Annotated in this window: 19 protein-coding genes and 1 tRNA gene; 4 read left to right on the top strand and 16 right to left on the bottom strand. The window is 59.6% G+C overall.

The genetic code is table 11. The features are described from left to right. Positions 1-71: 71 nt before the first annotated feature. From QMX98_RS20335 to dibA, 6 genes are all read right to left on the bottom strand, one after another. Complete coding sequence (locus QMX98_RS20335) at positions 72-1,061, bottom strand: sulfate ABC transporter ATP-binding protein (protein WP_010464846.1); 990 nt, start codon at positions 1,059-1,061, stop codon at positions 72-74. Positions 1,062-1,064: 3 nt separating this feature from the next. Next, entirely contained in the window at positions 1,065-1,934 is an 870-nt protein-coding gene (gene cysW / locus QMX98_RS20340) for a sulfate ABC transporter permease subunit CysW (protein ID WP_010464848.1), read from the bottom strand. 12 nt (positions 1,935-1,946) lie between these two features. Next, positions 1,947-2,765, bottom strand: coding sequence for a sulfate ABC transporter permease subunit CysT (gene cysT, locus QMX98_RS20345; protein WP_007899634.1), 819 nt, complete (start codon positions 2,763-2,765; stop codon positions 1,947-1,949). A gap of 69 nt (positions 2,766-2,834) precedes the next feature. Further along, positions 2,835-3,848 carry a sulfate ABC transporter substrate-binding protein gene (locus tag QMX98_RS20350; protein ID WP_282411312.1) on the bottom strand — a complete coding sequence of 338 codons (1,014 nt, stop codon included), beginning with the start codon at positions 3,846-3,848 and terminating at the stop codon, positions 2,835-2,837. Between the two features lie 75 nt (positions 3,849-3,923). Beyond that, a complete protein-coding gene (oscA, locus tag QMX98_RS20355; protein WP_010464855.1) occupies positions 3,924-4,106 on the bottom strand; it encodes a sulfur starvation response protein OscA in 183 nt (60 codons plus the stop codon). 204 nt (positions 4,107-4,310) lie between these two features. Then, on the bottom strand, positions 4,311-6,230 hold the full coding sequence (gene dibA / locus QMX98_RS20360; protein WP_282411313.1) for a phosphodiesterase DibA: 1,920 nt from the start codon (positions 6,228-6,230) through the stop codon (positions 4,311-4,313). 146 nt (positions 6,231-6,376) lie between these two features. Here dibA and desA point away from each other — a divergent pair, with 146 nt between their 5' ends. Together desA and QMX98_RS20370 are read left to right on the top strand one after the other, a co-directional pair. After that, positions 6,377-7,561, top strand: coding sequence for a delta-9 fatty acid desaturase DesA (desA, locus tag QMX98_RS20365; RefSeq protein WP_145309089.1), 1,185 nt, complete (start codon positions 6,377-6,379; stop codon positions 7,559-7,561). Positions 7,562-7,816: 255 nt separating this feature from the next. Continuing rightward, positions 7,817-8,806, top strand: a complete 990-nt coding sequence (locus tag QMX98_RS20370; protein ID WP_010464862.1) for a sensor domain-containing diguanylate cyclase — start codon at positions 7,817-7,819, stop codon at positions 8,804-8,806. Positions 8,807-8,877: 71 nt separating this feature from the next. Here the strand turns inward: QMX98_RS20370 and QMX98_RS20375 are convergent, their stop codons facing one another. The 3 genes from QMX98_RS20375 to gabD form a co-directional block, all read right to left on the bottom strand. Beyond that, positions 8,878-10,092 (bottom strand): response regulator, encoded by a 1,215-nt coding sequence (locus tag QMX98_RS20375; RefSeq protein ID WP_282411314.1) that lies wholly within the window; start codon positions 10,090-10,092, stop codon positions 8,878-8,880. A 135-nt stretch (positions 10,093-10,227) separates the two neighbouring features. Further along, positions 10,228-11,505: a 4-aminobutyrate--2-oxoglutarate transaminase gene (gabT, locus tag QMX98_RS20380; RefSeq protein WP_010464866.1), complete on the bottom strand. Its 1,278-nt coding sequence runs from the start codon at positions 11,503-11,505 to the stop codon at positions 10,228-10,230. Between the two features lie 185 nt (positions 11,506-11,690). Next, positions 11,691-13,133 (bottom strand): NADP-dependent succinate-semialdehyde dehydrogenase, encoded by a 1,443-nt coding sequence (gene gabD, locus QMX98_RS20385; protein ID WP_010464868.1) that lies wholly within the window; start codon positions 13,131-13,133, stop codon positions 11,691-11,693. 349 nt (positions 13,134-13,482) lie between these two features. On the opposite strand from gabD, the gene QMX98_RS20390 reads away from it, so the two are divergent. Next, positions 13,483-13,559 (top strand) — tRNA-Arg (locus QMX98_RS20390). Between the two features lie 29 nt (positions 13,560-13,588). On the opposite strand, the gene QMX98_RS20395 is transcribed toward QMX98_RS20390, so the two are convergent. The 6 genes from QMX98_RS20395 to QMX98_RS20420 form a co-directional block, all read right to left on the bottom strand. Then, on the bottom strand, positions 13,589-13,831 hold the full coding sequence (locus QMX98_RS20395; protein ID WP_077747473.1) for a hypothetical protein: 243 nt from the start codon (positions 13,829-13,831) through the stop codon (positions 13,589-13,591). After that, positions 13,828-14,094: a hypothetical protein gene (locus QMX98_RS20400; RefSeq protein ID WP_256665867.1), complete on the bottom strand. Its 267-nt coding sequence runs from the start codon at positions 14,092-14,094 to the stop codon at positions 13,828-13,830. Before QMX98_RS20400 ends, QMX98_RS20395 begins: the two co-directional genes overlap by 4 nt. Before the next feature lie 20 nt (positions 14,095-14,114). Next, the gene (locus QMX98_RS20405; protein WP_282411315.1) at positions 14,115-14,753 is read right to left on the bottom strand and encodes a hypothetical protein; all 639 of its coding nucleotides are present in this window, start codon (positions 14,751-14,753) and stop codon (positions 14,115-14,117) included. Next, a complete protein-coding gene (locus QMX98_RS20410) occupies positions 14,750-15,316 on the bottom strand; it encodes an RNA polymerase sigma factor (RefSeq protein WP_282411316.1) in 567 nt (188 codons plus the stop codon). Before QMX98_RS20410 ends, QMX98_RS20405 begins: the two co-directional genes overlap by 4 nt. Before the next feature lies 1 nt (position 15,317). Beyond that, positions 15,318-17,021, bottom strand: coding sequence for a VWA domain-containing protein (locus tag QMX98_RS20415; RefSeq protein WP_282411317.1), 1,704 nt, complete (start codon positions 17,019-17,021; stop codon positions 15,318-15,320). A gap of 89 nt (positions 17,022-17,110) precedes the next feature. Then, positions 17,111-17,671 (bottom strand): YbhB/YbcL family Raf kinase inhibitor-like protein, encoded by a 561-nt coding sequence (locus QMX98_RS20420; protein ID WP_010464881.1) that lies wholly within the window; start codon positions 17,669-17,671, stop codon positions 17,111-17,113. Between the two features lie 139 nt (positions 17,672-17,810). Here QMX98_RS20420 and QMX98_RS20425 point away from each other — a divergent pair, with 139 nt between their 5' ends. Next, positions 17,811-19,340: an apoptosis inducing factor family protein gene (locus QMX98_RS20425; protein ID WP_200667413.1), complete on the top strand. Its 1,530-nt coding sequence runs from the start codon at positions 17,811-17,813 to the stop codon at positions 19,338-19,340. 74 nt (positions 19,341-19,414) lie between these two features. Here the strand turns inward: QMX98_RS20425 and QMX98_RS20430 are convergent, their stop codons facing one another. Continuing rightward, complete coding sequence (locus QMX98_RS20430) at positions 19,415-20,920, bottom strand: YdgA family protein (protein WP_282411318.1); 1,506 nt, start codon at positions 20,918-20,920, stop codon at positions 19,415-19,417. Positions 20,921-21,170: the final 250 nt, after the last annotated feature.

The following is a 21,170-nucleotide window of genomic DNA, read 5'->3' on the forward strand; positions in this document are numbered from 1 at the left end:
CGCTTCTACAGGGGATCTATGTACGCCATAGATCCCCTGTAGAAGCGAGGCTTGCCCGCGAAGCTTTTGCCTTAGATGTTGGCGAGTTTCTGCCAGACCTTGGGCTTGAAGAACAGCGTATCGCCCTTCGCCAGGTCGATCAGGCTGTCGTGATCCTTCACCACTTCAGCTTCGATCAACTCGCTCTGGCCTTCGACCTTCAACGTCACCCGAGTGGTCGCGCCCAGCGGACGGATATCCCGCACTTGCGCCGCGTGATGGTCTTCCAGCTCATGCCGCGACAGCGACACTTCATGCGGGCGGAACAGCACATGGTTGTCTTCGCCCAGATGCAGGCGGTTCGAATCACCGAGGAAGTGATAAACGAAATCGCTGGCCGGGTTTTCGTAGACGTCGCCCGGTGAGCCGATCTGTTCGATCACGCCTTTGTTCATCACCACGATACGGTCGGCGACTTCCATGGCCTCTTCCTGGTCGTGGGTCACGAACACCGAGGTCAGGTTGATGTCTTCGTGCAGCCGTGCGAGCCAGCGACGCAGCTCCTTGCGGACCTTGGCGTCGAGCGCCCCGAACGGTTCATCGAGCAGCAGGACTTTCGGCTCCACCGCCAAGGCACGGGCCAACGCGATACGCTGACGCTGCCCGCCGGAGAGTTGCTCCGGGTAGCGATCCGACAGCCAATCCAGTTGCACCATGTTCAGCAGTTCATGAACCTTCACCGCGATTTGGCTTTCGCTTGGGCGCTGGTTTTTCGGTTTCATGCGCAGGCCGAACGCGACGTTGTCGAACACCGTCATGTGACGGAACAGCGCGTAGTGCTGGAACACGAAACCGACATTGCGATCACGCACGTCGTGGCCGGAGACGTCTTCACCGTGGAACACGATGTTGCCCTGATCCGGGGTTTCCAGGCCGGCGATGATCCGCAGCAGCGTGGTCTTGCCGCAACCCGAAGGGCCGAGCAGGGCCACGAGTTCGCCGCTTTGGATGTCCAGGCTGATGTTGTCCAGCGCCTTGAACGCATTGAAATTCTTGCTGACGTTACGCACTTCGATCGACATGACTTATTCCTCCGCGGCGCTGGCGCGCAGGCGGTTAATACGGTTTTCGCTCCACTGCTTGAGCAGCAGGATGCAGAGCGCCAGGATCAGCAACAGGCTCGCCACAGCGAACGCGGCCACGTGGTTGTATTCGTTGTAGAGGATCTCGACGTGCAGCGGCAGGGTGTTGGTCACCCCGCGAATGTGCCCGGAAACCACCGACACCGCACCGAATTCACCCATGGCCCGCGCGGTACACAACACCACGCCGTAGATCAGGCCCCATTTAATGTTGGGAACGGTGACGTGCCAGAACATCTGCCAGCCATTGGCCCCGAGCAAGCGCGCAGCCTCTTCTTCCTGGGTGCCTTGTTCCTGCATCAGCGGGATCAGTTCACGCGCCACGAACGGCACGGTGACGAAAATCGTCGCCAGCACGATGCCCGGCAAGGCGAAGACGATCTGGATGTCGTGATCCTGCAACCACGGCCCGAACAGGCCCTGGGCGCCAAACATCAGCACGTAGACCAGACCGGCGATAACCGGTGATACCGAGAACGGCAGGTCGATCAGCGTGACCAGCATACTTTTGCCACGGAACGAGTATTTGCTCACGCACCATGCAGCGCTGACACCGAACACCAGGTTCAGCGGCACTGATATCAGCACGGCGATCACCGTGAGTTTCAGGGCCGACAACGCGTCGGGTTCGAAGATCGCGGTGAAGAACGCACCGATTCCGAGCTTCAGGCCCTGAGACACCACGATCACCAGCGGCAGCAACAGGAACAGTACGAACACCAGCCAGCCAAGGCCGATCAGGATTCGCCGCGACGAAGCACTGCCACGGCGGGCAGCGTTCGAGGAAGCAGCAGCAATAGACGATTGGGACATTTCTGCGCCTCCTTATGGGGTTTCGATGCGCCGCTGCAGCAAGTTGATCAGCAGCAACAGGACGAAGGAAACCACCAGCATCAGTACACCAATGGACGTGGCGCCGGTGTAATCGTACTGGTCGAGTTTGACCATGATCAGCAGCGGCAGGATCTCGGTTTTCATCGGCATATTGCCGGCGATGAAAATCACCGAACCGTACTCGCCGACCCCGCGGGCAAAGGCCAACGCGAAACCGGTCAGCCAGGCTGGCAGCAGCGCGGGCACCAGAATATGGCGGAAAACCTGTAGCGGTTTTGCACCCAGGCACGCTGCCGCTTCTTCCACTTCACGCGGGATATCAGCCAATACTGGCTGTACGGTACGTACTACGAATGGAAGTGTCACAAAAGTGAGGGCGAGGGTGATGCCGAGGGGGGTATACGCGATCTTGAAACCCAGGTCCGCTGCAAACTGACCCACCCAACCATTGGGCGCGTATAGCGCAGTCAGCGCGATACCGGCCACGGCGGTGGGCAAAGCGAAGGGTAAGTCGATCATCGCATCGATGACTTTGCGTCCAGGGAAGGTATAGCGCACCAGCACCCAGGCCAGCAGCGTGCCGATGATGCCGTTGATGATCGCGGCATAGAGCGCGGTGCCGAAGCTCAGCTTCAACGCCGCCAGCACCCGTGGCGCCGAGATAATCGCCCAGAACTGATCCCAGGTGAGTTGAGCGGCATGCACAAACATCGCCGCCAGTGGAATGAGCACAATCAGGCTGAGGTACACCAAGGTGTAGCCCAGCGTCAGCCCGAAGCCGGGTATGACGGGGGAGATACGACGCGACATAAAAGTCCTTGGTTGAGAACGCGCAAAGCCCCGAACTTAAATCCGGGGCTCGTTGATGGCTATTTAAAACTACTGCGCCTGGTAGATCTGGTCGAACACACCGCCATCATTGAAGAATTTCGGCTGAGCGCTTTTCCAGCCGCCGAAATCCTTGTCGATGGTCACCAGGTCCAGGGTCGGGAACTGCTTGCTGTACTTGGCGGCCACATCCTTGTCACGTGGACGATAGAAGTTTTTCGCCGCAATTTCCTGGCCGGCGGGGCTGTACAGGTGCTTGAGGTACGCCTCGGCGATCTCGGCGTTGCCTTTTTTCTCGGCGTTCTTGTCGACCACAGCCACCGGCGGTTCGGCGAGGATCGACAGCGAAGGCACAACGATTTCGAACTTGTCCGCGCCGCCGTCTTCTTTCAAAGCCAGGAACGCTTCGTTTTCCCAGGCCAGCAACACATCACCCTGACCGTTGTTGACGAAGGTAATGGTCGAACCGCGAGCGCCCGTGTCCAGGACCGGCACATGCTTGAACAGGGTCTGCACGTATTCCTTGGCCTTGGCTTCGTCACCACCGTTGGCTTTCAGGCCGTAGGCCCAGGCCGCGAGGAAGTTCCAGCGCGCACCGCCGGAGGTTTTCGGATTAGGAGTGATGACCGACACGTCGTTTTTGACCAGGTCGCCCCAGTCCTTGATGCCTTTAGGGTTGCCCTTGCGTACCAGAAACACGATGGTCGAGGTGTAAGGCGTGCTCGCCTCGGGAAGACGCTTCTGCCAGTCGACCGGCAGGGTCTTGCCGAGTTTTGCGATTTCGTCGATGTCCCCGGCCAAGGCCAGGGTCACCACGTCGGCGCGCAGACCATCGATCACGGCACGGCCTTGTTTGCCGGAACCACCGTGGGACTGCTGGATTTTCACGTTATCGCCAGCGTGGTCCTTCTTCCAGAAGTTGACGAACTCGGCGTTGTAATCCTGATACAGCTCGCGAGTCGGGTCATACGACACGTTGAGCAACTCGTAATCCTTGGCAACCGCAGAACCAGCAAAAAGTGCACTGGCCACGGCGGCCAAAGCGAAATGACGAATCGACGACATGGTGAAAGCTCCTGGAATTCTTGGATGTGTTGGCTTTTTTTATGGAGTGCTGGAAGCGCGGGCTGCCGGTTTTTTTCAGCTCGGTTTGTTGCTCGGGCTTTGCAGACGGAATTTTTCTTTGCGTTCGATCTGGACCACCTGGGCGTTGTGCACGGTGATCTCGACTGCGCCAAAACGCAGGTCGCGCAGTGCGCTCTGGATCTCACGCAAGATGGTGGCTTCGTCTTGACCCTCAACGCTACGTAGGGATGCGCTCATGGTGCTGCTCCTTCAACTGAGAGATTGCCTGGCAGTGGCGGCACTGCTTGCGGCGTGAGAGCAATACTAGAGACGCGTAGATATTCTTAAAAAGACTATTTAAGAATGTTTATATAACCAGAAAGCAGATCGCTTCGGCGCTATGCGCGAAGGGGGGAAGTATCCGGTGACGCTTTGCGTCACGGATTAAGGGGGGACCTGCGCTTAGCGAATTTCCGGCGCATGCGCCCAATCGAGCTGCTCGGCCGGAACCGGTCGCCCAAACCAGTAGCCCTGGCCCAGATCGCAATCGTGTTCGAGCAGGAAACGCGCCTGCTCGACCTGCTCGATCCCTTCGGCGTGCACCTGCATCCCCATGCTTTGCGCCAGCGCGATAATCACCCGCACGATCGCCACGTCGTCCTCATCCCACGGCAATCCTGCGACGAAGCCCTGATCGATCTTGAGCTTCTGCACCGGCAAACGCTTGAGCCGCAGCAGCGACGAATAGCCGGTGCCGAAATCATCGATGGCCAGCCGCACACCCAACTCGCGCAGTCGATGCATCTGCTCCAAGGCCACTTCCGGGTCTTCCATGACCGCGCTCTCGGTGACTTCCAGTTCCAGAAACGCTGGATCGAGCCCGGTTTCGTGAAGCACTTTCGCCACTTGCTGAAAGAGCTCACGGCGAGCGAACAGTCGAGACGAGACGTTTACCGCGATAAACGACAACGCCACACCGGCCTGCTGCCACGAGCACATTTGCTGACAAGCCTGGCGCATCACCCACGCATCGATCTCCGCGATCAATCCGGTGCGTTCGGCGATGGGAATGAATTCTGCCGGCGGCACCAGCCCCCGTTGCGGATGCTCCCAGCGCACCAGCGCCTCGGCGCCCACCAGGCGACGGGTCCTGAGGTCGTGAACCGGCTGGTAATAAACGCGCAGCTCCTGGTGCTCCAGCGCTCGGCGCAATTCAACAGCCGTCTCGACCCGATTCTGGGCATGGGCGGTCAGCTCTTCGGTGTACAAGGCGTAGCCATCGCGACCGGCGCTTTTGGCCTTGAACAGCGCCGAGTCAGCGTTACGCAATAATTGTTCGGCGCTCAAGGCATCGCCGGGGAACAGACTGATACCGATGCTGGTATTGATGAACAGTTGATGCCCGCCGATCTGGAACGGCTCTTTGAGAGCATCAATGATCCGTTGCGCGAGCGCCGCCGCCTGCATCAACTGCGGACAGCTTTCGGCGAGCACCGCGAACTCATCGCCACCGAGCCGCGCCAGCGTGAGCTCCGGCCCGAGCATGGCCTGCAATCGCTCGGCCACGGCCTTGAGCAGTTCGTCACCGATGGTGTGCCCAAGGCTGTCGTTGATCATTTTGAAATGATCCAGGTCGATCATCAGTAATGCACAGCCACGCTTGTGCAGTTGCGCCGACGTCAGCGCCTGCTCGGTACGGTCGGTGAACAGCAAACGGTTAGGCAGATCCGTCAGCGGATCGTGATGAGCCAGATGCTTGAGCTCATGTTCGGAATTCTTGATTGCGCTAATGTCGGAAAACACCGCGACGTAATGGCTGAGCTGGCCCTGATCGTCGCGAATGACGCGGATCGTCTGCCATTGCGGGTAGATCTCACCGCTTTTGCGGCGGTTCCAGATCTCCCCGCTCCACTCGCCGAAGCTCTTGAGTGTCACGAACATCGTCTGGTAAAAATCCGCGGGGTGATGGCCCGACTTGAACAGGCTCGGTCGCTGACCCAGCACTTCCGCCTGCGAGTAGCCGGTGATTTCCATGAACGCCCGGTTAACGTGGACGATCAGCCCGTTGCTATCGGTGACCAGCACACCTTCACGCGTGCAATCGAACACCGCAGCCGCCTGGCGCAAACGCTCGCGCTCTTCATGACGCTCACTCAATGTATTGCCGATCCCCAGGCAACGGAGCAATCGCGCTCTGGCAACGAAGATCAGGCCGGTGCTCAGCAGGATCCAGGCATAACCGTTGATCAGTTGCCAACGTACCAGCTCGTCGGAGCCATCGAAGAAACTGTTCAATAAATAGCCGCTGAGCTGCAGCCAGACGATGGAAATCAATAGATAGAGCAGTGCTGCTCGCAACGCGTCGCGATAGGTGGCAGACATTAGCCGTCCTTGTCCCTGCGAAAAGGATGGGATTATAGGTTAAAGAAACATCCAGCCACTCTTATCTGAAAGGGTGACTGGTTTTATCTGTGGGCTTAGTGATAATGCAACGGCTGTTTTTTTCTTTATCGAGGGCCCTATAGCCTATGTGGTACGAAGGTTTTCTCGGCTTGTCGCCCTGGTCACTGGTGGCAGTCACCCTGCTGATGACCCACGTGACGATCATCGGCGTCACGGTCTATCTGCACCGTTATTCAGCCCATCGCTCGCTTGAGCTCAATGCTGGCCTGAAACATTTCTTCCGCTTCTGGCTGTGGCTGACCACGGCGCAGAACACCCGCGAGTGGACCGCTATCCACCGCAAGCATCACGCCAAATGCGAAACCGTCGATGACCCGCACAGCCCGGTCATCAAGGGCCTGTCCACCGTTCTGCGCAAAGGTGCCGAGCTGTACCGCGCCGAAGCGGAGAACCCGGAGACCCTGCGCATCTACGGCAAGAACTGCCCTGAAGACTGGATCGAGCGCAACCTCTACAGCCGTTTCCCGCTGCTGGGTGTGGCGATCATGGGCGTCATCGACCTACTGCTGTTTGGCACCATCGGCATCACCATCTGGGCGATCCAGATGATGTGGATCCCGGTGTGGGCCGCCGGCGTGGTCAATGGCCTGGGCCATGCCATCGGCTACCGCAACTTCGAATGCCGCGACGCGGCGACCAACCTGGTGCCTTGGGGCATCCTGATCGGCGGCGAAGAACTGCACAATAACCATCACACCTACCCTAACTCGGCAAAATTGTCGGTGAAGAAGTGGGAGTTCGACCTCGGTTGGGCCTGGATCCAGGTCTTCAGTTTCTTCCGCCTGGCCAAGGTCCAGCGGGTTGCACCGATCGCCCACCGCGTCGAAGGCAAAGGCAGCCTGGACATGGACACCGCCATGGCGATCCTCAACAACCGCTTCCAGATCATGGCCCAATACCGCAAATTGGTCATCGCGCCGCTGGTCAAGCAAGAGCTGGAAAAGGTCGATCACTCGGTCCGTCACCAGTTCCACCGGGCCAAGCGTCTGCTTTCGCGGGAAACCAGTCTGCTGGACGATAAGCACCACCTGCGCATCCAGACCATGCTCGAGCACAGCCAGGCGCTGAAGGTAATTTACGAGAAACGCCTGGCCTTGCAACAGATCTGGGTCAAGACCAGCTCAAATGGTCACGACATGCTGGCTGCCATCAAGGATTGGGTACACGAAGCGGAGGCCAGCGGGATTCAATCCCTGCGCGACTTCGCCGACCAGCTGAAAACCTACTCCCTGCGCCCTGCCGCTGCCTGACCCTGCCGAAGCTCTTCCCTGTGGCGAGGGGGCTTGCCCCCGTGCGGCGACGACGTCGCCGCAAAATCTGACGACGCGTTTTAACTGAAAAAACGCGCCTCAGATACCGCCCGGCGGGAGCAAGCCTCCTCGCCACCTAGTGCGGGAACCAATCTCCAATTCCCCTATCTCAAAGACACTTCGCCATACCCCGGCGGGCTTCGTTGTTGCTGCTTTCGAACCTCAAGCGGCGCACGCCCTTTGAGAGTTGTCCCAATGGTCCCAAAAAACCTGCAAGACGCATCCTTCGCTCAATCGCCCGACACTGCTCAAACCCTGATGGCGCTAATGCACGCCCAGAGCGAAGTCGCGCGCCTGAGCGAACGCGAACAGCTGTTCAGCTCCCTGCTGGTGAGCGTCAACGCGGTGCTTTGGGCCTTCAACTGGGAAACCCGTCAGGTGCTCTACGTCAGTCCGGCGTATGAACGGATTTTTGGCCGATCGGCTGGCAGCTTGCTGTCCGACTACAACGAATGGCGCGACAGCATTTACCCCGATGACCTCGACTACGCCGAGCGCAGCCTCGCCGAAGTGCTGGTCAAAGGCGCCGTTGAAGACCGCGAATACCGCATCATCGCCGCCGACGGCCAGGTGCGCTGGCTCAGCGACAAATGCTTCATCAACCGCCAGGCCGAGCCGGGCCAACCGGTGATCATCGTCGGCATTGCCGAAGACATCACCGAAAAGAAACGGATGGAAGCCGAGTTGCAGCGCCTGGCGACCACCGATGTGCTGACGCAAAGCAGCAATCGCCGACACTTCTTCGAATGCGCCCAGCGCGAGTTTGCTCAGGCGCGCAAGCAAGGCGCACCGATGGCGTTCCTGTTGCTGGACATCGATGACTTCAAAGGGGTCAACGACACTTACGGTCATCAAGCGGGCGACAACGTACTGCAACGAATCGCCGAGAGCGGTCGAGCCGCATTACGCCGGGGAGATGTATTCGGGCGGATCGGAGGCGAGGAATTCGCAGCGGTGTTTCCCGGCTGTGCACCCGACATGGCCATGCAAGTCGCCGAGCGCCTGCAATGGCAGATTCAGCAACTGAGCTTCAGCCATGATGACCAGACGTTCGGCATCACCGTCAGCCAGGGCTTGACCAGCCTGACGCCGGAGGACGACTCCCTCGACAGCGTGTTCGCCCGCGCGGATGCCGCCATGTATGAAGCCAAGCGCCAGGGAAAAAACCGCATCATTTCCGGGTGACACCCATCCAAAACCCATCACAACTCATATGGAAGCGAGCAGGCTCGCTCCCACAGGTTTTTGTGTGAAGTTTACTTTTTGCGCAGCCGCATCAACTCCGGCAAGCCGATCTTGAGCAACCGCGCAGTCCGGCTCTTCGCCAAGGCCTCAATGCCCTCATGCTCGGTCAGGCGCGCCAGTTGCGCGGCCATGTTCATCACCAACGCTTCGCGAGAATAAACGCCGCCACCGAGCTGATAGGTCGCAGCAATCAACTCCCGCAATTCCAGCGGCAGCCGCCAGCGAGTTCGCAGCGCCGAACCGTAGGCTGCGCCGAACTCCGCCAAGGCATTGCCGACCTCCTCCCGTTCATCCAGCTCGCCACCGGCCTGCTTCCATTCCTGCAAACACCTCAGCAACGCAAGGTCGCCGAGGCAATGCAGAATGCCTGCGCAATAACAGCGCTCTTGATCCAGATCCAGCAACCGCGCCAGCGTGCGGGCGTATTCGGCAGTGTGCAGGGACAAGTCCCAGAAGCGCTCGGCATAGTCCGCCAGGAACGGATCGCTGAGCCGGGCACTGTGCTTGAGTGCCAACCCGAGGATCAGGTTCATGCTTTGCGCGGAGCCCAAGCGGTGCAGCGCCTGAGACAAGGTCTGGACCGCATCGCCAACGTGCAGCGCCGCGCTGTTAGCCGCCGCGATGAGCACGGCGGTGATGTGCGGGTCGGTGCGGATTTCCTCTTCCAGCCGCACCAGGTCAAGACCGCGGGTGTTCAGGCTGGCGTTGACCGCCATCTGCACATCGGCCATCAATGGCGCACCCTCCGCCAGTTCGCGACGGCGCTGCAGATACACCGGCAAGGTCATACCGGCCGCCAGTGTCGGCATTTCACAGAAAACCTCTTCACCGGCGTTCAGCAGCAGATCCTGCAGACGCTGGGTCAGGCTTTCCATGTTCAGGGGTTTGGTCAGGTACGCCGTGGGCGCCAGGGGCAAGGCTTCGCGCACACTGGCGCTGTCGTTGCGGCTGCTCATCAGGATGAAAGGCAGTGGCGGATTGCGTTTGCGCTGGCGAACGTTGCGCAAGACATTCAGACCGTCGACGCCGGGCAGCTCCCCGTCGACGATCACCAGGTCATACGGATTTTCCGCCAACAGCCGCAACGCTTCCTGACCATCGGCACACAGATCCAGCCGTGCGTCGCAGCGCACGCTCAACAGCACTTGTTTGATCAGGTCACGAGACCAAGGGTCAGCCTCGGCAACCAACACACGCGGTACAGCCGGTAAAACCACAGCGGTCATCTGCACGCTCCCTTTGCGATGCTTGTACCTTAGTCAATGCTGATCATGGACGGTGCAATTTGTCTCGGGGACAAAAAAACCCGCCGAAGCGGGTTTTTTGTCGATCAGCTCACACATTCATATGAACATTTTAGATCAGAGTTCCGAGAAGCACTCTTCGATAATTGCCAGACCTTTGTCCAATTGCTCATCCGGCGCGGTCAGCGGAACCAGGACGCGCAGAACGTTGCCGTAAGTGCCGCAGGACAGCAGGATCAGCCCTTTGTCGCGAGCCTTGGCCACCACCGATGCCACCGCGGCAGCGTTCGGCTTGTGGCTGTCACCGTCGACAAACAGCTCGACCGCGATCATCGCGCCCAAGGCACGGACTTCGCCGATCACCGGGTATTTGGCCTGGATGGCTTTTAGGCCAGTGACCAGACGCTCGCCGACTGCCTTGCAGCGATCCAGCAGGTGCTCTTCTTCGAACACTTCCATCACGGCCAGGGCCGCAGCGCAAGCAATCGGGCTACCGGCGTAAGTACCGCCCAGGCCGCCTGGAGCAATGGCGTCCATGTATTCGGCCTTGCCGCACACACCGGCCAACGGGAAGCCGCCAGCGATGGATTTGGCGAAAGTGGTCAGGTCGGCGCAAACGCCCATCTGTTCCATGGCGAAGAACGTGCCGGTACGGCCAGCGCCGGTTTGCACTTCGTCAGCGATCAGCAGGATGCCGTGCTGGTCGCACAAGGCACGCAGACGCTTCATGAACTCTTTAGGCGCGACGTAGAAACCGCCTTCGCCCTGAACCGGCTCAATGATGATGGCAGCGATGTCACGCGGCTCGGCGTCATTCTTGAAGATGCGTTCGATGCTGGCGATCGAGTCGTCGACGCTCACACCGTGCAGTTCGTTCGGGTACAGCGCGCGGAAGATGCCGCCTGGCATCAGGCCCATGCCGGCCGAGTAAGGCACGACTTTACCGGTCAGGCCCAGGGTCATCATGGTGCGACCGTGGTAAGCGCCGGTGAACGCGATCACGCCGGCACGGCCAGTGGCGGCACGGGCGATCTTCACGGCGTTTTCAACGGCTTCGGAACCGGTGGTGACCAGCAGGGTTTTCTTGGCGAAATCACCTGGCACCTTGGCGTTGATTTTTTCGCACAGCTCTACGTACGGTTCGTAGGCCAGCACCTGGAAGCAGGTGTGGGTCAGCTTGTTCAGCTGCTCGGTCACCGCGGCGATGATTTTCGGGTGCACGTGACCGGTGTTCAGCACGGCGATACCGCCGGCGAAGTCGATGAACTCGCGACCTTCAACGTCGGTCACGGTGGCGTTCTTCGCGTGGTCGGCGAAGATCGGGTGAATCTGGCCAACACCGCGCGGTACAGCGGCTTCGCGGCGTTTCATCAGGGATGCGTTAGTCTTGCTCATAAAGTCCTCATTCACCGCTCATCGGGCGGCGTGGTTCAAGGAAAATGCGGCGGGGAGGCAACTACGGCAGCATGCGATGATCGACTGCCACAGCTTTCCCGGCCACAGAGAAAATTCCGTTTGAAGCGCAGAAAGGGACAGCGCTCTCGTGCCCTTTCCGCTTGTTGCATTCCCGTCTGCCGAGCTTAGATGCCCAGGCAGAGGTATTTGATTTCCAGGTAATCTTCGATGCCGTACTTGGAGCCTTCACGGCCCAGGCCCGACGCCTTGATGCCGCCGAACGGCGCGACTTCGTTGGAGATCAACCCGGTGTTGACGCCGACCATGCCGTATTCCAGGGCTTCGGCCACACGGAACACACGACCCAGGTCGCGAGCATAGAAATACGAGGCCAGGCCGAACTCGGTGTCGTTGGACATCGCGATCACTTCGGCTTCGTCTTTAAAGCGGAACAGTGGCGCCAATGGACCGAAGGTTTCTTCCTTGGCCACGGCAGCGTTTTTCGGCACGTTGGTCAGGATAGTCGGCTCGAAGAAGTTGCCTTCCATGACCTTGCCACCCGCCAGAACGGTTGCGCCTTTGCTGATTGCGTCAGCAATGTGCTCTTGAACCTTGGCCACGGCTTTTTCGTCGATCAGCGGGCCAGTGGTGGTGCCTTCTTCCAGACCGTTGCCGATCTTGAGTTTGGCCACGGCCACTTTCAGCTTCTCGGCAAACGCGTCGTAGACCGAATCCTGAATGTACAGACGGTTGGCGCAGACGCAGGTCTGGCCGTTGTTGCGGTACTTGGAAATGATTGCGCCTTCGACGGCCTTATCCAGGTCCGCGTCGTCGAACACGATGAACGGCGCGTTGCCGCCCAGTTCCAGGGACACTTTCTTGATGTCCTTGGCGCATTCAGCCATCAACTGACGACCGATTTCGGTCGAGCCAGTGAAGGACAATTTACGCACGATCGGGTTGCTGGTCAGCTCGCTGCCGATGTCGCCGGCACTGCCGGTGACCACGCTAAACACACCGGCAGGGATGCCGGCACGCTGGGCCAGTTCAGCCAACGCGAATGCGGAGAAAGGGGTTTGCGAAGCAGGCTTGAGCACCATGGTGCAACCGGCGGCCAGGGCCGGGCCGGCTTTACGGGTGATCATCGCGGCCGGGAAGTTCCACGGGGTGATGGCTGCGGTCACGCCAATCGGCTGCTTGATCACGATCAGGCGCTTGTCTGGCTGGTGGCCCGGAATCACGTCACCGTAGATGCGCTTGGCTTCTTCGGCGAACCACTCGATAAAGGAAGCGGCGTAAACGATTTCGCCCTTGGCTTCAGCCAATGGCTTGCCCTGTTCCAGGGTCATCAGTCGAGCCAGGTCGTCCTGGTTTTCGATGATCAGTTCGAACCAGCGACGCAGCTTGTTCGCGCGGTCCTTGGCGGTCAGTGCACGCCAGGCCGGCAGCGCCTTGTCAGCGGCTTCGATCGCACGGCGGGTTTCGGCAGCGCCCATTTTCGGCACAGTGCCCAGAATTTCGCCCGTTGCCGGGTTGTTGACCTTGATCGTCAGACCATTGTCCGCATCAACCCAAGCGCCATCGATAAAGGCTTGCTGGCGGAACAACTGGGTATCTTTAAGCTGCATGTCGGCTTTCCTTAACAGCACCGCGACCAGCGCGGAGCGAATTATGATTGTAGAAAGGCGCCTTGTAGGCTGCCGTCAGGGAAATCATTCACCGGGCTGAAGCACATAAATAGCGCACTGTTCGAAACTCGTGCGGTTCAGCACCCAGACAAGAGCGTTTGAAATCTCAAACGAATCCTAGGATCAAAGGGGGTAAAGGACAATAGTCTGTTCGAAAAAAAGAACGAAAACGCCGCATTTGCCTACTTTTTCTGATCAACGTAGCAAACGGTTGTTACGCTTGCGAAAACAGCGGTCGATTCAGCAGCATGGACGCCCGCAGTGCATATGAGTATCATGGCGCCCGCTTGCACCAGTAGCTCAGCTGGATAGAGTACTGCCCTCCGAAGGCAGGGGTCGTGGGTTCGAATCCCGCCTGGTGCACCATACTAGTAGAAACGAGAAAGCCTCAGGCCTTAAGGACTGGGGCTTTTTTGTGGGCGGTGTCCCGTCCTGCTTTGCTTAGCCTCAATGTCATCAATGAGCACATAAAGCTCCGCAAACACTGTTTCGGCGGCGATATTTGGACGCGGATCATTACAGCTAGCTTCAATAGCCTTAGCTTGTAACCGAACTGCCATCTGCTGTGATTCCGTGTAGGACGAGCGCTGAGCAACCAAGGTGTCAGATTCACAAACGAGCATAATGTGGTCTTTCATTCCGTCGTCCAATCAAACTCGTCGTACTCATCATCCTCTTCGTCCTCAACCTCTCCATCATCAAGGACGTCTTCCTCCAGCGCTTCCTCTGCCTGCTTCGCCAGCAGAAACTCCTTACGACTCTCCGTCACAGCGCGCCGCAATACCTCACCCTTTTCCGGGCAGTTGAGCATTTGGGCGATGCGGTCGATTTTTTTTGCCACGGCATCCTCCAACGCATCGGCTATAGGCCGATAGTGCGCGCTTTCGGGGCTCGTTGCCAAATGGACGACCGCCCTGCTGCTCAGTTTTTCTGCAATTCCTCGAGCCGAGCCTCGAGATTTTCCTTGGGAAAGCGTTTGTGCAAGGTCGCCATCAGCTCATCAGCCGCCTTGGTCTGACCGGCATTTTGCAAGCGAATCACTTCACGTAACTGGTCGTCGATAAACTTCGCCGGAGCCTCCGCTGGGCGTTTGCTCATTTTTGATTCTTCCGCCATGTCAGCACTGATCGATTCGCTCTGCGCCGGCGCAGCCAACTCGGCCATTGGCGCTACGGGTGCGGGCGCAGGCGCGGACATCGCGCCGGCCGGGGCCGCCATTGAGCGGGCAACCGATGCCGGCGCTTCTGCAGCTTCTTTCTTGGCCGCAAAAGACGAAGTTTTGGGTGCAGGGCTGGAATCTAACGTTGGCACTTGCTCAGGCGTACGCTGCACCAGCGCCAACATGAAGGCGACGCCAACGAGGCTGGCGAATGCGACCTGCCAACGAGGTTTTTGGCAAGCCTGGACCCAGCGTTGCCACAGGTTCGGTTTGTGCGCAGGTGTTTCACGGTGTGCAGCAGCCAGGATGAATGCATCCAGATGAGCCGGTGGTTCGCCAGCCACGTGTTCACGGTAATGCTGAAGCACTTGGTCTTCCGGTGTTTTACGGGCGTCAGTCATGTCAGTACCTCCTCGGCCAGCAGCCGACGCAGTTTTTGCTGGGCATAGCGCAAGCGACTCTTGACGGTTTCCAGGGGTGTTTCGGTGAGGGCGGCGATCTGCGGCAGGTCGAGTTCGCCGTGGGCGCGGAGCAGGAACACTTCGCGCTGGTCGGCGGGCAGGTCGTGCAACGCGATTTCGAGGCGTTGGCTGTCGCGGCTCAGGCTCAGCAGTTGCTCTGGATCGGTCGCCTCATCAATCACGGCGTGGGTTTGTTCGTCGTAGCTGTCGTGCAAAGGGTTGTGAATGCCATGTTTGCGCCAGTGATCGATCAATCGGTTGCGGGCAATCTGATAGAGCCATGTACGAAAATTCGCCCGGCCTTGTGGCTGACTGGTTCTGCGGATCAGGCTCAGCCAGGTGTCCTGGTAAACCTCTTCGGCCAGTTCCGGCCTGCCGCTCAAACCGAAGAGGAATCGGTAGAGGCCCTGGCGATGACGGGCGTACAAGATCTCGAACGCTGGCCCGTCGCCTGCGCGGTACCGGGCCAGTAGCGATTCGTCGCTCGGTTCAGGCGCGGACATGTCAGTTATAAGCTCCTTTATGCGACTCAGTGCTGGAGGCGGTGGTAGTGGTTCGCAGGCTCTGCGCCAACTCAACCAATTGCACGAACTCTGCGCGCAGACCGAATGGGTCGTCGCCCCGTGCACCGCGCGCCAAGGCTTCGGTGTCTTTCAGGTTGAAATCACCGGTGTAACGCCCGTCCTTGAGCTGCTGGGAAAACGCTGCCACAGCCGACGCGAAGCGCAGGTCATCACTGGCGTTGCCGACCGAATCACCCGCAATCGGCCGTTCGATCAAGCGACTTTTCCCACCTTCCGGCAGCTGATATCGCACACGCAGCATCGCCAACTCCCCAGTGGTACCGGAAGCCACCGGCTCAGCCTTGCCATACCGCAGCGGCTCCAGCCAGCCCTTCTCGCCCTTGGGCACGATTTCGTACAACGCCGTCACCGTGTGTCCTGCACCAATTTCACCGGCATCGACTTTGTCATTGCTGAAATCCTCACGCTTCAGCGCCCGGTTCTCATACCCCAGCAGCCGATATTCGCTGACCTGCGCCGGGTTGAACTCCACTTGCAGCTTCACGTTTTTCGCCACCACCGCGAGGGTTGAACCGAGTTGATCCACCAGCACTTTGCGCGCCTCGCGCAGGTTGTCGATGTAGGCGTAGTTGCCATCACCGGCGTCGGCCAGTTGTTCCATCAGGTGTTCATTGTAGTTATCCACACCAAAACCCAAGGTGGTCAGGGAAACGCCAGTCTTGCGTTTATCCACAGCCATTTGCTTGAGGCTGTCGAAGTCGCTGATGCCGACGTTGAAGTCACCGTCCGTGGCCAGCAGGATGCGGTTGATGCCTTTGGGAATGAAGGCTTGTTGCGCCATCTGATAGGCCAGTTCGATGCCCGAGGCACCCGCCGTCGAGCCACCGGCGGTCAATTGATCAATCGCTGTACGAATCTTCGCTTTTTCCCGTCCAGAAGTCGGCTCTAGAACTACACGCGAATCGCCGGCGTAGACCACCAAAGACACCCGGTCCTGCTCGCGCAGTTGATCGACCAGCAATTTCAGGGTGCTTTTGACCAGTGGCAAACCTTCGCGACGGTCCATCGAGCCGGAGACGTCCACCAAAAACACCAGGTTGGCCGGGGCCAGTTCCGCGACTGCGCGGTCCGAGGCTTTGATACCGATGCGCAGCAAACGGGTATGCGGATTCCATGGCGATGGCGCCAATTCAGTGGTCACCCCAAAAGGCGAGCCGTCCGTGGGCAGCGCGTAGTCGTAGGGGAAGTAATTGACCAGTTCTTCCAGCCGCACAGCGCCTTCGGGCGGCAGGCGCCCCTGATTCAGCAAGCGGCGGACATTGGCGTAAGCGCCAGTATCGACGTCGGCGCTGAAGGTCGAGACCGGCGCCTCGGCCACACTGTGAATCGGGTTATCCGCCAATGCCTGATATTGCTCGCGCTGCTCATCCCGATAACCCGGCGCAGCCACCTCAGGCGCAAAGCTCGCCATGGGGGCTGGACGGGCGCTGCGTTTGGCCATCGAGGCATCCGCGGCAACGGACTCGCTGCGCACCAGCGCCTCAGTCTTCAGTGCACCTTGAGCCGGTGGCGACACTGCGGCGGACTCAGGTTTAGAGGAAGCGCCGCAACCGGCAACGGCCAACAGCAACCCGACGGTGAAACCCCGGGCGGCCGGGCGGAGGAAATGCAGAGGGAGGGACATGGGGGCTGACCTCAGGAGGAAATTGATCCATTCATCCTCTGAGACGAGCCCCCGTCCAGGTTCGGGTTAACCCGGCTGAAAAATTAATCTCAGCGGTGATAACGCCGCACCACACTGCTGTTTTTCAGCACATGGCCTTTGATTTTCTCCAGCAGCTGCGCACGCGTCAGGCCGGCGGGCAAGGCGTCCGGAGCGAGATCCAGGGCGTAGAGCTGGATAATGTAGTGGTGGGAGCTGTCGCCGACGGGTGGGCAAGGACCGATGTAGCCGGTGGTGCCTTTGCTGTTGCTGCCGCCCATACCTTCTAGCGCGGATTTGGCGCCCACACCGGCCGGGATCTGACGGGTCGTGGCCTTGATGCCGTAGTGAATCCAGTGATCGACCCCAAGGCCTTTCTGGCCGTCCGGGTCGTGCATGACGATGGCGTAGCTCAAGGTGCCCTGGGGGCCGGCGTTCCAGCTCAGGGCCGGGGACTGATTCTTGCCGCCGCAGCCGCTGGCGTCGCTGGCCGCCGCCGAGGTGAACAGGCGGTTATCCGAAACACCGGGAATGCTGACGGTGAAACGCTCCTGGGCCTGCGCCGGAAATTGCACGCAAAGGGCGACTGCAACGGCCGCCAGCCAAGGGTTCAGAGAGGTCAATCGGGTCATTCCGGAGCACCTTGTGCGGATGGGGCCTTCGTCGGCCTGCGAACTATAGCCGTACCGTTGGTGCGGTGGCAGTGGGAATTGGCTGAACCTCGGGACTAAGGCCAAACTCTTAAGTGAAACGCCCGCCTGGAGAATGATCATGGCCCTGCACCGCGTCGCCCGTTTTGCCGATGTGCCCGAAAACCGAGGCCTGGAAGTACGGATCGCGGACACCAAGATAGTTTTGCTAAGGGTCGGCGATCAATTGCGCGCCTATCAAGGTGAATGCCCCCACGCCGGGGCGCCGCTGGCCGAGGGTGCGCTGTGCCATGGGCGTCTGATCTGTCCGTGGCACAAAGCCGCGTATCGGATCGAGGATGGCGGGCTGTGTGATCCGCCGTCTCTGGACAGCCTCAAGCGCTATCCCCTGGAGATGCGTGATGACGAGGTCTGGGTCGACGATCAGCCGCTCTCGGATCCCCACACCCCGCCAGCCGATGATGAGCGTACGTTTGTGATCATCGGAGCCGGGGCCGCCGGCACGGCGGGAGCAGCGGCATTGCGCGAAAAAGGCTTTGGCGGCCGTGTCGTGCTGATCGACCGTGAAGCCGACGCCGGTTACGACCGCACAGTGCTGAGCAAATTCGTGATTGCCGGGGAAATGCCGCCCGAAGAAGTCCCGCCGCTACGGGATGAACACTTTTACCGCGAGCAGCGCATCGAGCGAATAAACGGTGAAGTGGCGAGCCTGGATACGGCCAACAAAACACTGCGACTGGCCGACGGTCAGTCACTGACCTATGACGCCGCGCTGCTCGCGACCGGCGGCACACCCAACCCCCTCACGTTGCCAGGCGCCGACTTGCCGCAAGTCTTCCTGCTGCGCTCCAAGGATCAGGCGACGCGGATTCTGAACGCTGCAAAACCCGGCCAACGGGTGGTGATCATCGGCGATAGCTTCATTGCCCTGGAGTCCGCGTCGGCCCTGCGCCAATACGGTCTGGAGGTCACCGTGCTGGCGCGCCACGCAGTGCCGTTCGTCAAGCAGTTTGGCGAAGCGGTCGGCAAAGCGATTCGTGCCCGGCACGTGGCCAACGGCGTGGTGTTTCATACCGACAGCGAAGCCGCGCAAATCGAAGGCGCGGGCAAGGTCGAAGCGGTGAAACTGGAAAACGGTCAACGTTTGCCTGCCGATCTGGTGCTCGTCGGCATAGGCGTCAGCCCGGCGACGGATCCGTTTGCCGACCTGCCCAAGGAAAAAGACCGTTCACTGCAGGCCGACGGCGGCATGCGCGTGGCCGACGGGCTCTGGGCGGCGGGTGATATCGCGACCTTCCCGCTCAACGGCCAGCCCCAGCGCATCGAACACTGGCGCCTGGCCCAGCAACAGGCGCGGATCGCGGCGGCGAACATGCTGGGCGGCGACGAGCACTACCTCGACGTGCCGTATTTCTGGACCTGGCACTTCGGCAAAAATTACGACTACCTCGGCCACGCCGAAAGCTGGGACGAAGTCGAGTTCAAAGGCAACCCTGACCATCCACCCTTTATCGGCCTGTTCAGCAAGAACGGCGTGGTGGTGGCGGCTGTTGCCTGCGACAAAGAGCGGGCGATGGCGATGCTCGCTGAACGGATGAAGCAACCGCTGCCGGTGGATGAGGCGTGGTTGTTGATTCGGGATGTGGATTAGGTTTAAACAGCGGACAGCAAAACGCCCGGTGCCTGCGTTCGCAGAGACCGGGCGTTGCCATGAAGCGAGCGGTATTACTGAATCGGTGCAACGCCGCCGAGTTTGCTCATCACGAAGCCGACAAATTGTTCAACGGTCATTTTCTGGCCATTGAATTCCACCTGATTGTTGGCGTAATGCAATTTGGTGACGACATCGTTGCCCTCCAGCTTGGCCAGTTGCGTACCGACCGCCATGCTGCTGAACATGTCAGCAGTCGCCGTTGCCTGATCGGCGATGAGCTTGGCGTCGGTCTGACCGTCAATCTGCGATTGCACAGTGAACAGGTCAACGAGCATTGGCTTGGACACTTTCAGATTGAAATCCAGCAGCGCAATCAGTTGTTGGGTCAACTGGTCTGGCGGCAGGTCCATGGACTGCGGTTTGGTCAGGTCGAGCACCAGGTTGGCGCGGCTTTCACCGTTGGTGGATTTGAACGACAGATTCTCCAGGGCTACCTGCGGGCCAGCCGCGAGCAGTTTTTCCAGACCGATTTTGACCTGTGCTTCTTCTTCCGGGGTCAACACCAGTTCTGGCGCCGGTTCACCGGCGGCAACGGCTTCGGCGGCGGCCTTCTCGTAGGGCTGCAATTTGGTCTGGTAGATCTGCATCAGCGACATGGTCGCCGGGATGTCGAGGTTTTTCAGGCTCATGGCCATCTGCGCAGAACCGAACGTTTTGCCATTCAACGACACCTCGCCCACCTTGTAATCGGCGCGCCCCGAAGCGCTGGTGCCCGACTCTTCGGTGTGGTTTTTCATTTCAAATTTCTTGAAGCCCAGTACCGACTGTTTGGCGCCGAAGGTGGTTTTGCTGTCGGTCACCTCCAGGGTGTTGTCGCCGACGTAATAACCGTAGGTGCTTTTGGTCAGGTTGCTGGCCACGGTCAGGCCGTTCAGCTCGACCTTCACGGGTGTCTGGTCTTCAGCCACCGTGGTCAGCGTCAGGCTGTCCATGTAGCCGTCAGCCTTGACCTTTTGGGCTTGGGCGCTGGCGGCGACGTCGAGGTTCAGACCGGAAAACTTCAGATGGGAGGTGGCGTCCAGCGCCACGTCCAGCGGCAGCAATTCGAGCGTGCCGTTGGTGGAATTGTCGTACCCGATATTGACCAGGCCCTTGAGCGGCGACTGGTCCTTGGCAGCGGCGAACCATTTCTCGGTGGTTGGCGTTCTTTCCAGCTCGTAGTGACTGGTGGCCATGACCGGCAGCCATTTCAGCGACATCAGACGCGAGAACGGCAGCGGTCCGTGTTCGATGTGGTCGACGAACAGCAACTCGACCGGCGCTTCGCCAAACATTTCACCTTCGCCCTTGAGGCGATAGTGCGCGGTGCTGCTGAACACGTGGCGCTCCAGCGAGACCAGTTCCAGCGATGCCGTGCCGTTGGAACCCACCAGCGCGGCTTTCAGCTCTTTGTTGGCGTCAGCGATCGAGGTATTCAGCACGCCTTCGATTTTGGTGCCGGTGTACCAGGCACCACCGGCGCTGATTGCACCGATGGCAACGACGATTCCAAGAAGCACGCCTGCTGATTTATTCATGAATTACCCGATCAATGTCCGTTGTTGAAAATGTTGTCGTCTTCCCTGAACCCTTGAAGGGTTGCGGTCACGACTGCGCTGAAAGTGCGAGGGAGATTAGCATCAGGCGCACCGGGTGGCCCAATGTTTAAAGGTTAAAGAGTGTCTATGGACCGCGTGCACGGGCCGAGAGTTTCGGCGGTCATGAAATCGCGTTCGCGGGCAAGCCTCGCTCCTACAGGTATCGCATGATCCTTGTAGGAGCGAGGCT

Source organism: Pseudomonas sp. PS02303, assembly GCF_029959925.1.
Lineage (GTDB): Bacteria > Pseudomonadota > Gammaproteobacteria > Pseudomonadales > Pseudomonadaceae > Aquipseudomonas > Aquipseudomonas mandelii.

What these genes read in the sequence shown, in the direction of transcription:
- QMX98_RS20425 (WP_200667413.1), top strand. Translation starts at nt 17,811, where the DNA reads ATGGCCCTGCACCGCGTCGCCCGTTTTGCCGATGTGCCCGAAAACCGA.
- desA (WP_145309089.1), top strand. Translation starts at nt 6,377, where the DNA reads ATGTGGTACGAAGGTTTTCTCGGCTTGTCGCCCTGGTCACTGGTGGCA.
- gabD (WP_010464868.1), bottom strand. Translation starts at nt 13,133, where the DNA reads ATGCAGCTTAAAGATACCCAGTTGTTCCGCCAGCAAGCCTTTATCGAT.
- QMX98_RS20420 (WP_010464881.1), bottom strand. Translation starts at nt 17,671, where the DNA reads ATGACCCGATTGACCTCTCTGAACCCTTGGCTGGCGGCCGTTGCAGTC.
- gabT (WP_010464866.1), bottom strand. Translation starts at nt 11,505, where the DNA reads ATGAGCAAGACTAACGCATCCCTGATGAAACGCCGCGAAGCCGCTGTA.
- QMX98_RS20405 (WP_282411315.1), bottom strand. Translation starts at nt 14,753, where the DNA reads ATGACTGACGCCCGTAAAACACCGGAAGACCAAGTGCTTCAGCATTAC.
- cysT (WP_007899634.1), bottom strand. Translation starts at nt 2,765, where the DNA reads ATGTCGCGTCGTATCTCCCCCGTCATACCCGGCTTCGGGCTGACGCTG.
- oscA (WP_010464855.1), bottom strand. Translation starts at nt 4,106, where the DNA reads ATGAGCGCATCCCTACGTAGCGTTGAGGGTCAAGACGAAGCCACCATC.
- QMX98_RS20335 (WP_010464846.1), bottom strand. Translation starts at nt 1,061, where the DNA reads ATGTCGATCGAAGTGCGTAACGTCAGCAAGAATTTCAATGCGTTCAAG.
- QMX98_RS20395 (WP_077747473.1), bottom strand. Translation starts at nt 13,831, where the DNA reads ATGAAAGACCACATTATGCTCGTTTGTGAATCTGACACCTTGGTTGCT.
- QMX98_RS20375 (WP_282411314.1), bottom strand. Translation starts at nt 10,092, where the DNA reads ATGACCGCTGTGGTTTTACCGGCTGTACCGCGTGTGTTGGTTGCCGAG.
- cysW (WP_010464848.1), bottom strand. Translation starts at nt 1,934, where the DNA reads ATGTCCCAATCGTCTATTGCTGCTGCTTCCTCGAACGCTGCCCGCCGT.
- QMX98_RS20430 (WP_282411318.1), bottom strand. Translation starts at nt 20,920, where the DNA reads ATGAATAAATCAGCAGGCGTGCTTCTTGGAATCGTCGTTGCCATCGGT.
- QMX98_RS20370 (WP_010464862.1), top strand. Translation starts at nt 7,817, where the DNA reads ATGGTCCCAAAAAACCTGCAAGACGCATCCTTCGCTCAATCGCCCGAC.
- QMX98_RS20350 (WP_282411312.1), bottom strand. Translation starts at nt 3,848, where the DNA reads ATGTCGTCGATTCGTCATTTCGCTTTGGCCGCCGTGGCCAGTGCACTT.
- QMX98_RS20410 (WP_282411316.1), bottom strand. Translation starts at nt 15,316, where the DNA reads ATGTCCGCGCCTGAACCGAGCGACGAATCGCTACTGGCCCGGTACCGC.
- QMX98_RS20415 (WP_282411317.1), bottom strand. Translation starts at nt 17,021, where the DNA reads ATGTCCCTCCCTCTGCATTTCCTCCGCCCGGCCGCCCGGGGTTTCACC.
- dibA (WP_282411313.1), bottom strand. Translation starts at nt 6,230, where the DNA reads ATGTCTGCCACCTATCGCGACGCGTTGCGAGCAGCACTGCTCTATCTA.